This window comes from Rhizobium etli 8C-3 (assembly GCF_001908375.1).
Classification (GTDB): domain Bacteria; phylum Pseudomonadota; class Alphaproteobacteria; order Rhizobiales; family Rhizobiaceae; genus Rhizobium; species Rhizobium etli_B.
Genome location: NZ_CP017244.1, coordinates 2,027,446 through 2,040,840 on the forward strand (window position 1 = coordinate 2,027,446; position 13,395 = coordinate 2,040,840).

Genomic DNA, 13,395 nt, shown 5'->3' on the forward strand with positions numbered 1-13,395 from the left:
TCTCCGATTCAGCCGAAAGCCTGATTGGCCAGGGCAAAGGTTTTGACGCGGGGAGAGAGATTGGCTTGGCCGCCGCGCTGCATCGCCGTCGCTCCGCCGACATGGATAAGTCCACGTTCGGCCAGCCATTGCGACAAACCAAAGTCCTTGGGTGTGTCGATGCGAAGAAATCTGTCGCGTCGAGCCGCTATTTGGAACAAGATGAGCTTGCGGGCATCCTCGGCATTCTCCGCCACCACGGGACCGATGACCTCGCCGCGCCCGAACGCACGCGTTGCCCCGAAGCCTGCGACATGTCCACCGCGCCGAATCACGGCAAACCGGCCGATATCCTTCATATAGGAAATCAGCTTGCTGCGATCAGCGCCGAACGCGGCTTTGTCCAGCGCCGCTATTTCCGCGAGATCGCCAGATTGCATCCACTCGACATCGATGGGTGCCTCCACGGCTGCGCAGACGCCCTGACATTGCATAATGTCTCCGACTTGACGAAAGCCCACCTTTTCATAGAGCGGCAGGCCTTCCTCGGTCGCGACCAGTCTGCACGGCTCTCCGCGAGCAGCATTAAGGCCGGCATCCATCAGCCGGCGGCCGAGGCCCAGTCCGCGCATGGCTTCAGCAACGATGACCATATTTATCGTGGCGCAGCCACCGAAGTGTGTCGTGAGTGTAGTGCCCACGACCTTGTTGTTCTCCAGGACGACGAAGCCTGTGCTCAATGCAAGTGCCATTTCCCAATCCCCCAGCCTGTGTGGCCAGCCGGCCTGACGCGAAAGCGCCAGCGCACCTTCGAGATGTTGGGTACCGAACGGAACGATGTCGAGTTGGGTCGTTTGCATCACCTGGATCCTTGCTTCTTTACAGCGAAGGATAACGTCGGTTGAAGAGAAGATCGTCCTGACAAAGGCAGACGGGCGATATCTTTAGCCGTCTTGATGAGCGCTCACCGCATCTTATGCTAACAGCAAATCCTCAATCGGGTCGCGCCTCGACGGACCGCGGGCGCAAGTCCCTGCCAAATATCGAGAGAATACGAAAGATTATGCTTCACACCGTGACAAGTTCGGCCTGTTGCGCTGCATAACCCGTCCTAGGATCGAGTGACGAACGCGCCTCGGCATGAACAAGGACCTAACTCGATGACCCAATACCGGCCGATATGCACTAGCCTAGATAACTGCGTCATCCTTCCTAGTTCACGTCGTCGCCATCTCGGCATCCAGGACAATGTTAATCGTAGACGCGAGCCGGCCAGTTCCGATGGCGGCTATGTCGAGATCAAGGACATTAGAGCCCCAGCCGGCGTTGCTGGCCTCTAGCGGAGCACGGCTATGAAATTCGAATCCTACTGGCACGACACAGCACCGAAATTCAGAGGCGCGTCCGACGGCGACATAGAAGGCCACTATGATGTTGCTGTGATCGGCGGCGGCTTTACCGGCCTCGCCGCGGCGCGGCAGCTCGCGAGGTCCGGTGCGCGCGTCGCGGTCCTGGAAGCGAACCATATTGGCTGGGGTGCATCCGGTCGCAACGGTGGGCATCTCAACAATGGGCTTGCCCATAGCTTCATCGCCGCAAAGGCAGAACTTGGGGTCGAACGCGCGGTGGCGCTCTACCGTGCGTTCGATGACTCGATCGACACCATCGAAAGGATCGTCGATGAAGAACAGATCGACTGCGATTTCCGGCGCGCGGGGAAGCTGAAGCTCGCTTCAAAGCCACAGCATTTCGGCACGATCGCCCGCAATTTCGAAGCGGTGCATCGCGAGGTCGACCCGGATACCGCGCTACTGACGGCGGATGATGTCAAGGCGGAAGTTGGCTCGCCCTTTTATGGCGCAATGCTCTCGAAGAAGAGCGCCATGATGCATATGGGCCGATACGTCGCGGGATTGGCCGAGGCGGCTGCCCGTCATGGCGCGACGATATTCGAAGACGCCCAGGTGACGCGCCACACCATATCGGGTCCGAAGCATCGGCTGGAGACGCCCCGCGGCAAGCTCAGTGCCGACCATGTCCTAGTCGCGACCGGCGCCTATACGTCCGGGACCTCCTTCGGCTACTTCCAGCGCCGCATCATCCCGGTTGGCAGTTTCCTGATCGCGACCCGGCCTTTGACAGCGGCGGAAGTCGCGGCCACCATGCCGGGCAATCGGACTTGCACCACCTCGATGAATATCGGCAACTATTTCCGGCTGTCGCCGGACAACCGGCTGATCTTCGGCGGCCGTGCCCGCTTCGCCGCGACGTCGGATCAGCGCTCGGACGCAAAGAGCGGCGCCATATTGCGCGCCAGCCTTGCCCGGATCTTCCCGCATCTTGCCAGCGTGGAGATAGACTACTGTTGGGGCGGCCTGGTCGACATGACCAAGGATCGCTATCCGCGCGCGGGATATGTCGACGGCGTCTGGTATGCGATGGGCTATTCCGGCCATGGCGCACAGCTGTCGACACATCTTGGCATGATCATCGCCGACGAAATTCTGGGCAAGGCCGCGCCGAACCCGCTTCGCGGCCTCGAATGGCCTGCCGTGCCCGGCCATTTCGGCAAGCCCTGGTTCCTTCCGCTCGTCGGGCTCTACTACAAAGCCCTCGACAGAATTAAATAGGCGGTCCCACCTCCCCTGCCGCCAATTATAGGGCGCGGATCTCTCGATCCGCGCCCTCTCTTTCAGCGATGGAATGAATGGAGCACTTCAAACAAAGATATTGCTCAACGCCAAGTGGGGCGCGCTTGCTCCCGAGGCCGGATTCAGTGGGATAGGCACGGATGCCAAGGAAAGAACTCGAGCAGCCCCTCAGAGAAGACGTTCGAGTACTGCCTTCGCAATCGTCTCGGTTTTATCCCTTCCAGGAATGGCGCCGATCCCGGCCTTCGTCGTCGCTTCGATCGCCACCATGATCCGAGCCGCTGCATCGCTTTCACCGAGATGAGCGAGCATCATCGCGCCGGACCAGATGGCGGCGATGGGGTTGGCGATCCCGAGGTGGGCGATATCGGGCGCCGAGCCATGGACCGGTTCGAACATGGACGGTGCGCTGCGATCGGGATTGATATTGGCCGAGGCCGCGAAACCGAGGCCTCCCTGGATGGCGGCACCGAGATCGGTGAGGATGTCGCCGAACAGGTTGGAGGCGACGACGACGTCGAGCGTCTCCGGCGCCATGACCATGCGCGCCGCCATCGCATCGATATGATAGCTCGCTACCTCCACATCGGGATATTCGGCCGCCAATTCTCGAGTAATCTCATCCCAGAACACCATGGTATGTTTCTGGGCGTTGGATTTCGTCACCGAGGCCAGCTTACCGCGCCGCACGCGCGCCTGCTCAAAACCGAAGCGCAGGATGCGTTCGACGCCTTTACGGGTGAAAATCGAGGTTTCGATAGCCACTTCATCTGCTGTCCCCTGGTGGACGCGGCCGCCAGCGCCGGAATATTCGCCCTCGGTGTTCTCGCGAATGCAGAGAACGTCGAAATCGTCGCTCTTCAGCGGACCGGAAACACCGGTCAGGAGCCGGTGCGGACGTATATTGGCATATTGGGCAAAGGCCTTGCGGATCGGCAGCAGCAGGCCATGCAGCGAGACGGAATCCGGCACCTCCGCCGGCCAGCCGACCGCGCCGAGCAGGATTGCGTCGAAGCGCCTGAGCGTTTCGATGCCGTCGGCTGGCATCATGGCGCCGGTTTGCTTGTAGAATTCGCAGGACCAAGGAAAGGTGGTTCCTTCAAGGGCAAAGTCCGACGCCTTCGCTACAGCCTGCAGCACATCCCAGGCCGCTTCGGTGACTGGTTTGCCGACGCCGTCTCCCGGCAGCAGCGCAATGGAATAGGTTTTCATGATCAGGTCCTAGATGTTGATGAGTACGCTCTTGCTCTTGCGGTTGGCTTGATAGGCTTCGCAGCCGAGATCCTTGCCGATGCCGGACTGCTTGTAGCCACCGGTCGGCAGGATATGGTCGCGGGAGCGACTGTAGCGATTGACCCAGACGGTACCCGCCTGCAGCCGGCGGGTGAGGCGGATGGCGCGTGAAAGATCGCGGGTGAAAAGCCCGGCTGCCAGCCCATAGATGGGATGGTCGGCCAGCGCGAGCGCCTCTTCCTCATCCGTGAATGTTTGCAGGGTCAGCACCGGTCCGAAGATCTCTTCCACCACTGCGGGGGAGTCTGGGCCCACATTCGACAGCAGCGTCGGCGCGTAGAAATAACCCTTCCGGTCGAGGTATTTTCCGCCGGCGAGGCATTCGGCGCCGGCGCCGCGTGCCGCGCGGACGATCGCATCGATCCGGCCGATCTGGCGTTCGGAAATAACAGGCGAATAGTCGCTGGTCTCGTCCCATGTCGGGCCTGGTGTGATCGCGGCCATGCGGGCGAGGAGGGACGTGACCAAGGGCTCCATCACGGATTCCTCGACGATGACGCGTGAGCCCGCGACGCAGGCCTGGCCGGCATTGATGAGAATGCTGTTGGCAATCGCATTGGCGGTAAGCGTCAGATCGGCATCGGCAAAGACGATTTGTGGACTCTTGCCGCCAAGTTCCAAGGTCATCGGCTTGACGCCCGTCCTTGCGATATTGGCCATGATCGTGGAGCCTGCGGCTGTCGAGCCGGTGAAGCTGATCTTAGCGATATCGGGATGGCCGGTCATGGCATTGCCGGTGGTCTGACCGTCTCCGAGCACGATGTTGATGAGGCCTGCGGGAATGCCGGCCCGCACTGCAAGTTCGGCGACATAGAGCGTCGAAAAAGGCGTCATTTCGGACGGCTTCAGCACGATAGCATTGCCGGCGGCGAGCGCGGGGCCGAGCTTCCAGCCGGCCATGGAGAGCGGGAAGTTCCAAGGCGTGATCGCGCCGACGACGCCATAGGGTTCAGTCATGATCATGCCGAGGCTGTCGTCGCCGGTCGGCACGAGATCGCTGCCTTCCTTGTCGGCGAATTCGGCGAAAAAGCGGATCTGCTCGGCCGTGACGGCGACGTCGCCCTGGATGAGCTGGCTGATCGGGCGCGTCGATGAGACGGCTTCGAGGCGGGCAAGGGTCTCACCCTCCGCTTCGATAAGGTCTGCCCAGCGATGCATCGCGTTGGTGCGCTCGCGCGGGCGGCGGGTGGACCAGCCGCTTTCGCGGAGCGCCCTCTTCGCAACCGACACGGCCTCATCGACAAGGTCAGCATCGGCGATGGGGCAGTCCGCAAAGGCGAGCGCATCAGATGGGCGTCGCATTGGTAGCCCATCCTTGCCATCAACGTAGCGCCCGCCAATGAAATGGCCTTTCGGCATGCGGATTGTGTCGGGGTCGAAACTCAGAGGCATGGCCGTATCCTCGCGGATAATGTGGACGAGGCCACACGACGCCTTTGCGAAGACTATTCCTCTCAACAGGCTCGTGCAGTCCTCGTAGATTGTGGGCAATGGTGCGGTTACATCACCGTCACATAGATCTTCCTGACGGTTTCGATGGTGCGCCATGTACCGGTATAGCCAGGCTTCATGACGAAGCTGTCGCCTGCTTTGTAGGTAACTGGCTCGCCACCATCCGGCGTGAGCTCAACAACACCTTGAAGGATATGGCAGAACTCGAAGGTCTCGCCCTTGATTGAGCGGGTGAGACCCGGCGTCGCTTCCCAGATACCGGTATGGACAAGCCCGTCTCGTGCCACATCCTGGGCCCAGGTCTTGAATGAGGGATCGCCGGAGATCAGCCGCTCGGGGAGCGGTTTGGATTCGCGCGGCGCCTCGATGCTGTTCGGGTCTATCGTCTTGAGAAGGGACATGATTTCTCCTTGCTGTCCTGCCGTGATTCAGTAGCCGCGGATGCGATCGACCAGTCCGATCAGGTCGAGACCGTGGCGATGGCGCTTGATGTTTTCGATGACCGAGCGGGCCGCGGTTTCGGGCTGTGTTACGCTCGCGATATGGGGCGTGAGCATGATCTTGGGATGCCGCCAGAACGGGTGCTCGGGCGGCAGTGGTTCCGGTTCGGTAACGTCGATCACCGCGCCCGACAAGTGGTTTGCGTCGAGCGCATCGATGAGGGCTTGATGGTCGAGCTGGGCGCCGCGTCCGACGTGAATGAGTGATGCGCCCGTCGGAAGGGCCGAGAATAGCCTCGCATCGAGAATGCCGCGCGTGTCGTTGGTGAGCGGCAGAAGGCAGACAAGAATATCGGTCTCTCGAAGGAATGAGTAAAGAGCCTCGGTGCCGTGATAACAGCGCACGCCTTCGATCTGGCGCGAAGAGCGGCTCCAGCCGGACAGCGGAAAGCCGAATGGCATCAATCGCTCGATGACCGCTTGCCCGAGCATCCCGAGACCAAGCACACCGATGCGGCAGTCTGCGGCCCGTCGGGCAGGCAGCGCTTGCCATTTTCCCACGGATTGCTGGGCAAGATAAGCCTTGAGATTGCGGTGAAGCGCCAGCACCGCCAGCGTGACGTATTCCTGCATCATGCGCACGATGCCGTCTTCGACCATCCGAACGAGCTTTACCCCGGGCGGAAGGTCCTCGATCGGGAACTGGTCGACACCGGCACCGATGGAGAAGATGATTTCGAGATTTTTGAAACGGTCGAGATCAGGCGGCGCGGTCCATGTCAGGAGATAGCGGATGTTATCCGGATTCACCTGCGTTACATCCATGACGAAGGGGAGACCAGGCAGATCGCGGGCGAACGCGTCAGCAAAGACCTGCCCTCTCTCCTGATCGGAATTGAACCAGAACGCCATGGAAATTCCTCAATCTCGAAGTGTTTCAGCAAGCCGCTCGATCATCGTCTGACATGCCGCGAGTTCATCGACGCGGATAAACTCATTGGCCCGATGGGCTCTGGCGATGTCACCAGGGCCGCAAATGATCGCGTCGATGCCGGCCGCCTGATAAAGCCCGGCTTCGGTGCCGTAGCTCACGGCAGCAAGCGTTTCGGCACCTGTTAGCTCCTCCATCAGTTGGGCGAGCGGGGCATCGGCTGCGAGCGACAGCGCGGGATAGCTGCTTAGAAGATCCCATTGTGTTTGATAACCGCGCTGCTCAAGCGCAACCGCGGCAAGCCTTACCGGCTCGAGGAGATCGGCGGGGCTCACTCCCGTGATCGCGCGCGCCTCTATCTCCGCCGTCAGGGAATCCGGAATGATGTTGACCGCCTGTCCACCAGACACAGTTCCCACCTGGAGCGAGGAATAGGGTGGCTCAAAGCTCGGGTCCAATCTGCTGCTCTGCAATGCTTCTCCGGCACGAACGGCGGCAAGCAGGACACCGGCGAAGGCATGGATCGCGTTTAGTCCTTGATCGGGCCGCGACGAGTGCCCGGAGCGGCCACGGATTTCAACTTGTGCAGCGGCCTTACCCTTATGGGCGCGGATCGCACGAAGGCCGCTGGGTTCGCCGATGATCGCGCCCATCGGCTTGGCACAAAGTTCGGGCAACCGGTGGATGAGATGGGGAACACCGCGGCAGCCGGCCTCCTCATCATAAGAAAATGCAAGATGGAGGGGGCGTGCGAGCGGCATGTTCGCGACCGCTGGCAGTGCGGCGAGCGCCGCCGCGAGAAAGCCCTTCATGTCGCTCGTGCCTCGACCGAAGAGCAAATCGCCCTCCGCGCGAAGGCAAAAGGGATCGGAGGTCCAGGTCGTTTCGAGGGCGGGAACCACGTCCATATGGCCGGAAAGAATATAGCCAGGCACATGAGTGGGACCGACCGTTGCGAAAAGGTTGGCACGATCGCCTTCCGGCGCCGGCAGAACGGTTACGGTTGCGCCGCAGCCCTCGGCATAATCCTTGATCCATGCAACGATGCCATCATTCGGCGTGCCGACGACGGAAGGAAAACCGACCAGCCGATCGAGTATTTCCAGGGCGTTCATCACAGGTCTCCTTGACGTAAACTTCCAGCCGGCGCTCTGTTCTCCACAATATCGTCTTGCGGGACCATTTCCTGCGGAATGCTCCGTGCGGATCAGCAAAATCTATCAAATCTTGACACTCCGAAGCAGGATGTTTCGTGCGCCGCCGCACACTGTTTTTAAGAGCGGGCGCGCATGATGGTCGCGACTGCGCGAGCTGTGTCGCGACGTTGCTGTGCGAATTTTCAGGGGCCTATGGGGATCCACGAGGATCACAGGCAGGTCATTCCGAGCCGGCCCTGTATATGTCGGCAAGATCCTGCAGGTTCCAATTGCCACCGGTCAGGACCGTGCAGACTTTTTCATCCGTTCTGACTTTTATGGAGCCCGCCAGCAGAGCTCCGACGCCTATCGAAGCCGCCGGTTCGGCGATCAGCTTGGTGTCCTTCGCAAGCGCACGCATGCCTGCGATAATGTGCTCGTCATCGACAAGAATGATTTCATCGACGTATTTTTCAATGATTGGATACGGGTTCTGACCCGGAACACTAATTCTCAGGCCGTCGGCAATCGTGTTCTTCAGAGGCAACGAGGTACGCTGCCCGTTAATCCGACTCTGATAGTATTTCGGTGTCAAGGCAGGCTCAGCACCGATGACTCGAACAGACGGTTTGGTTTCCTTGATGGCGGTCGCAATTCCCGAGATGAGGCCGCCGCCGCCCAGGGGAACAATGACCGTTTCCACGTCCTCCAAATCGTCCAGAATTTCACAGCCGATCGTTCCCTGACCCGCCATGACCAGCGGGTCTTCAAAGCCGTGGACGGTTGCATAGTTGTTTTCTTCGGCGATTTCGTAGGCCCGCTTCCACCTCGCAGCGGTGTCGCCATCAAAAACAACGACCTCAGCGCCGAGTGCTTCCGTATTCGCAATCTTGATCTTGGGCGTGGTGACCGGAACAACTATGACAACCTTCACACCGAGCATCCGAGCAGCGTATGAGAGCCCTTGGGCGTGATTGCCCGACGAACTGGCGATGACGCCGTTTGCGATGACTTCTCTCGGTAGCGAAAGCATCTTGTTGAGAGCGCCGCGAATTTTGAATGCGCCGGTAATCTGAAGCGTTTCGGGCTTGAGATAGAGCTGACAACCTGCGGCCTTTTCGATCTTGTCCGCACGCAGCAGTGGCGTGTGTCTAATATGAGACGCCAATCGTTCGCGGGCTTCCCAGATGTCATGAATAGTCGGATATTCTAGCATGATGCTGCTCGCTCTTGGTGTGTTAGAATTCGCGTTTTCTTGACGCAAAGGATCGGCCTGATCGAAGATTGATTTGTCTTCTGGCGGCGGATCGCAAGATAATGAGGTGGCCGGCCCTTCTGGGAGCCTTCCGGTCGCTATGCCGACAGATCCTATCCGAGGTCAGGACCCGAAGAATTCAAAGAAGGTCCCGACGCCTCGTTCAATCGCATTGCTGTAGATCTTCGACGCTGTCGTATTGTCCTGGATGGCCATGCCAGTGGAATCGAAAATCGTCACCTCATCGTCGCGCTCTCTCCCTGGTTTGCTGCCCAGCAATATCTCTCCGATTTCGCCATGGATGCCGTTCTTGGTGATGATATGCCTCTCGAGCGGATGCCAGGTTTCGCCCTTCTCGCTGCATTGCGCGATCGAGTCGACGACGACTTTTGCATTTCTGAATATCTCAGGATCCAGTTCCTGTTTGCCGCGTTGATCCGTGCCAATCGCGACGATGTGCGTGCCGGGTCTTATCCAATCGGCTTCCACGAGCGAGCCTTTCCCGCGCGTCGTCGTAACCAGGATGTCGGCCTGCTCGACCGCATCCTTCTTGGAGCGCGCAACGACGACCGGAATGCCGAAGTCCTTTTCGATATCGGCTTTAAACCGGGAAAGCGTATCCCCGCTATTGTCCCACGCATGGATCTCTTCGATTTTCATGACCTCCCGGATCGCTCGGATTTGCATTCTAGCTTGGTTTCCGGTCCCGATCGACGTTATCCTGCGAGCACCTTTCCGCGCCAGGACCTTTACGGAAACGGCGCCGGCGGCGCCGGTTCTTAAGCCGGTGATCAGGCTGCCGTCCATAACGCAGATCAGCGCGCCGTTTCTGGCGTCGAACAACAGAATGGTCCCCATCCCGTTCGGTACGCCGAATGCGGTCGGATTATCGACAAATCCTCCCGAAGACGTCTTCATCGAGATAAGGTCATTGGCTTTGTAGTAACCGAGCTTAAAATCAATTTCGCTGCCGGGCGACGGGAGGTGCATTCCTATATAATCGGGCTGCTCGACCTGCTCGCTATTGAAGGCTTTGTACGCCTCCTCGACGGCAGCGATAACGTCCTTCATAGCGATCAGTGTGCTGACTTCTTCTTTCTTGAGAAGCAGGGTTTTCACATACTTTCTCCCATTATTGGTCCGAAGCCTAAATCTTTAATCGGAGCCTGAAACCTTAAACCAGTCCGCCGATGTGGAAGCTCTTCATTTCCAGGTATTCCTCAATGCCTGCCTGAGCGCCTTCGCGTCCAAGACCAGATTGCTTGACGCCGCCGAAGGGAGCCACTTCGGTCGAAATCGCACCAGTGTTGAGGCCGACCATGCCGAATTCCAGCGCCTCGCCCACGCGCCAGGAGCGTTTCAGGCTCTCGGTGTAGAAATAGGCCGCGAGTCCAAATGGTGTCCCGTTGGCGATCTCGATCGCCTCCTCTTCCGTTTCGAACCGGAACAACGGGGCAACAGGGCCGAAGGTCTCTTCGGTGGCCAGCAGCATGTCGGTGGTTGCGCCGGTGAGCACGATCGGCGTTGCATATTGCTTACCATCCAACGAGCGACCGCGGGCCGAAATAGTGGCGCCCTTTGCAACCGCATCTTCCACGTGACGATCGATTTTTTCTATGGCCGCCGCGTTGATCATCGGACCGATGTCGATGCCGGCCTCGACGCCTGGACCGACTTTCATTGCATTGACCCGGGCGCCCAGCTTCTCGGCAAAGGCGTCGTAGACGCCGGCCTGTACCAGTATGCGGTTGGCGCAGACGCAGGTCTGACCGCCATTGCGGAACTTCGAGGCGATGGCGCCTTCGACGGCAAGATCGAGATCGGCATCATCGAAGACGATGAAGGGTGCGTTTCCGCCGAGCTCGAGACTCAACCGCTTCACGCTGTCTGCGGCGCCGCGCATCAGGAGCGAACCGACGCGTGTGGAGCCGGTGAAGGAGATTTTCCGCACCGTTTCATTCGCCATCATTTCATTGCCGATTTCGGCCGGCATGCCGGTGACGATGTTGATGACACCACGGGGAATGCCGGCCCGCTCCGCAAGGACACCGAGGGCGAGCGCCGAGAGCGGAGTGAACTCCGATGGCTTAATGACAACGGTGCATCCCGCGGCCAAGGCGGGAGCCACCTTGCGGGTAATCATCGCGTTGGGGAAGTTCCAAGGTGTGACGATCGCGCAAACGCCGACCGCCTCCTTTAGTACGACGATCCGGCGATCTGCTGTAGGCGACGGAATAGTGTGACCACCGATGCGACGGGCTTCTTCAGCAAACCATTTGACGAAGGAAGCACCGTAACGGATCTCGACGCGTGCTTCATCGAGCGGCTTGCCTTGCTCGAGGGTGAGGAGCAGGGCAAGATCCTCGAGATTCTCGATCATCAGCGCATGCCAGCGCTCAAGCAAGGCGGCGCGTTCGGCGTGGGTCTTCTTCTTCCAACTCTTGAATGCCTTTGCCGCCGCGTCGATCGCAGCACGTGTCTCAGCCTGTCCCATATCTGGGACGGTACCTATAGTCGTCTGGCTGGCGGGGTCGATGACGTCAATCGTCTTTGAGGAGCTGGCTTTCACCCAGGTGCCGTCGATCAGGCCGACTTGCCGAAATAGATCCTTGTCTTTCAACTGATGCATGTTGTTTCTCCGTGGCGTTCGGTCATTACTTTAAATGCCATGCTTTACCGTCCCAACCCGAGGGACGTCAGCCCGGCCGACCGCCGAGATGAACTGACGGCAGCTGCAGCGGTCGGAGGTCGCGATTTGATAGAGCCATCGTCCTGTTTCGACATGATCCTAGCGATGAACGGGAAGCAGAATGCGTCGCAGTCGGCTACCTTGACGAAACAAAATGATGTGGTTGACTGCTTAACAGTCTTTTATTCGGAGAGCACTCTAACGGGAGCGGACGCGCAATCTGAAGAGCACCGAGGGCGTCAACGGCGTGCTCGATAGAACGCTATCTGATCCTGGATCCGGTAACCTCGGATAATTGCAGGCATGAACCAAGGATTGCCACTGTAGAGAGGAATTGACGCGGGCGGCCGAAAATCAAACGCCGAACGGGCCTGCTCTGTATGGCCCAGAAGTTTGTGAGCAGCGCGCGTTCCCACCCACGGCGCCCAGACCACGCCTGAACCGCAGAAGCCAGTTGCATAGACCACCCCTTCCCGCTCGAAGATCCTGGGCAGCATGTCGCGATGCATGGCAACGTTGCCAAACCAAGTGTGGGACAGTTTGACGTTTTCCAGCTCCGGAAACAGGTTGACAAGCCCGTTGCGCAGATAGAGCTTGGGCTCAATGGGATCGCCCCTTCGTGAGCTGTCGCGGCCGCCGAGCAGAATGCGCTTTCCGTCCGGCGTGGGCCGGTAATAGAATCCAAGCTGACGGCCTTCCGTCATCATCATCTGCTTCGGCATCAAGCGCGCCATGACATCTGGTGCAAGCTCTTCCGTAACGATGATACGGCTTCGGACCGGCACCAGCCGGCGACGCAGATAAGGTACTGCGCCGTCTGTGTACCCATCTGTGCACACGAGAACTTGACGGGCCCGTACAGCCCCCGCGGAGGTCGACACCACGAAGGCTGACCCCTCCTTTTCGATCGAATTCACACGAGTTCCAGAATGGATCACCAATCCGGAGGCAAGTGCTACGCGCAACAATTCGGCATGGAATTTTGCCGGGTGCAGTCCCCCAATATCCATTCGCACCATGCCGCCGCGATAGAAGTCGGTGCCGATATACTTCCCTTGTTCGCGGTAAGGTACACCATATGCTTCAATGCCGAGCTTTTTTGCCAAAAGTTCAGCGCTGCGCGCAGTCTTCTCATAATCTTCGAATCCCACAACGCCTTTGAATTGACCCGTAAGCCGGAAATCGCAATCTAGCCCTTCAGTTTTGATCAGGTTGTAGACGAATTCACGTGCGATCTTGCCCTCGGCCTCGATCGCGATCGCCTTTTCCTCGCCGAACCGCCGCGTGATGGTCGCGTAATCCGGACGAATGCTTCCGCTCGTAATCCCGCCGTTGCGGGACGACGCTCCCTCGCCCGGATTCATCGCGTCAAACGCAGCTACTGACCGACCTTCGCGCGCGAGAACCAGGCCCGCCGACAAGCCGGCATAACCGGCACCGACGATCACGATATCCAGGTTCTTTGTTAGAGGCTGCTTCGGCAAAGGTCTTACAGGCGCCGCCTCCCACCAATATGGAGTGTCGTTTTCGGCGATCTTATATTCTTTCATGAGCTCTGCTCTTTTACTA

The 13,395-nt window shown here is 59.2% G+C and carries 11 protein-coding genes; 1 reads left to right on the forward strand and 10 read right to left on the reverse strand.

The window, feature by feature from the left end; translation table 11 throughout:
- Window positions 1–8: 8 nt before the first annotated feature.
- Window positions 9–839: a GNAT family N-acetyltransferase gene (locus tag AM571_RS34485; RefSeq protein WP_074065385.1), complete on the reverse strand. Its 831-nt coding sequence runs from the start codon at window positions 837–839 to the stop codon at window positions 9–11.
- A 492-nt stretch (window positions 840–1,331) separates the two neighbouring features.
- Here AM571_RS34485 and AM571_RS34490 point away from each other — a divergent pair, with 492 nt between their 5' ends.
- Window positions 1,332–2,609, forward strand: coding sequence for an NAD(P)/FAD-dependent oxidoreductase (locus AM571_RS34490; RefSeq protein WP_074065386.1), 1,278 nt, complete (start codon window positions 1,332–1,334; stop codon window positions 2,607–2,609).
- 189 nt (window positions 2,610–2,798) lie between these two features.
- Here AM571_RS34490 and AM571_RS34495 read toward each other — a convergent pair whose 3' ends face one another.
- From AM571_RS34495 to AM571_RS34535, 9 genes are all read right to left on the reverse strand, one after another.
- Window positions 2,799–3,842 carry a tartrate dehydrogenase gene (locus AM571_RS34495; protein ID WP_074065387.1) on the reverse strand — a complete coding sequence of 348 codons (1,044 nt, stop codon included), beginning with the start codon at window positions 3,840–3,842 and terminating at the stop codon, window positions 2,799–2,801.
- 9 nt (window positions 3,843–3,851) lie between these two features.
- The gene (locus AM571_RS34500) at window positions 3,852–5,315 is read right to left on the reverse strand and encodes an aldehyde dehydrogenase family protein (protein WP_074065388.1); all 1,464 of its coding nucleotides are present in this window, start codon (window positions 5,313–5,315) and stop codon (window positions 3,852–3,854) included.
- Between the two features lie 107 nt (window positions 5,316–5,422).
- Complete coding sequence (locus AM571_RS34505) at window positions 5,423–5,776, reverse strand: cupin domain-containing protein (RefSeq protein ID WP_074065389.1); 354 nt, start codon at window positions 5,774–5,776, stop codon at window positions 5,423–5,425.
- Between the two features lie 27 nt (window positions 5,777–5,803).
- Window positions 5,804–6,727 (reverse strand): 2-hydroxyacid dehydrogenase, encoded by a 924-nt coding sequence (locus tag AM571_RS34510; protein ID WP_074065390.1) that lies wholly within the window; start codon window positions 6,725–6,727, stop codon window positions 5,804–5,806.
- 9 nt (window positions 6,728–6,736) lie between these two features.
- Complete coding sequence (gene argE / locus AM571_RS34515; protein ID WP_074065391.1) at window positions 6,737–7,861, reverse strand: acetylornithine deacetylase; 1,125 nt, start codon at window positions 7,859–7,861, stop codon at window positions 6,737–6,739.
- 262 nt (window positions 7,862–8,123) lie between these two features.
- On the reverse strand, window positions 8,124–9,098 hold the full coding sequence (locus AM571_RS34520) for a threonine/serine dehydratase (RefSeq protein WP_074065392.1): 975 nt from the start codon (window positions 9,096–9,098) through the stop codon (window positions 8,124–8,126).
- A 162-nt stretch (window positions 9,099–9,260) separates the two neighbouring features.
- Entirely contained in the window at window positions 9,261–10,256 is a 996-nt protein-coding gene (locus AM571_RS34525; RefSeq protein ID WP_074065393.1) for an ornithine cyclodeaminase family protein, read from the reverse strand.
- 55 nt (window positions 10,257–10,311) lie between these two features.
- Window positions 10,312–11,766 (reverse strand): NAD-dependent succinate-semialdehyde dehydrogenase, encoded by a 1,455-nt coding sequence (locus tag AM571_RS34530; protein WP_074065394.1) that lies wholly within the window; start codon window positions 11,764–11,766, stop codon window positions 10,312–10,314.
- A 299-nt stretch (window positions 11,767–12,065) separates the two neighbouring features.
- Window positions 12,066–13,376 (reverse strand): NAD(P)/FAD-dependent oxidoreductase, encoded by a 1,311-nt coding sequence (locus AM571_RS34535; protein WP_074065395.1) that lies wholly within the window; start codon window positions 13,374–13,376, stop codon window positions 12,066–12,068.
- Window positions 13,377–13,395 lie beyond the last annotated feature (19 nt).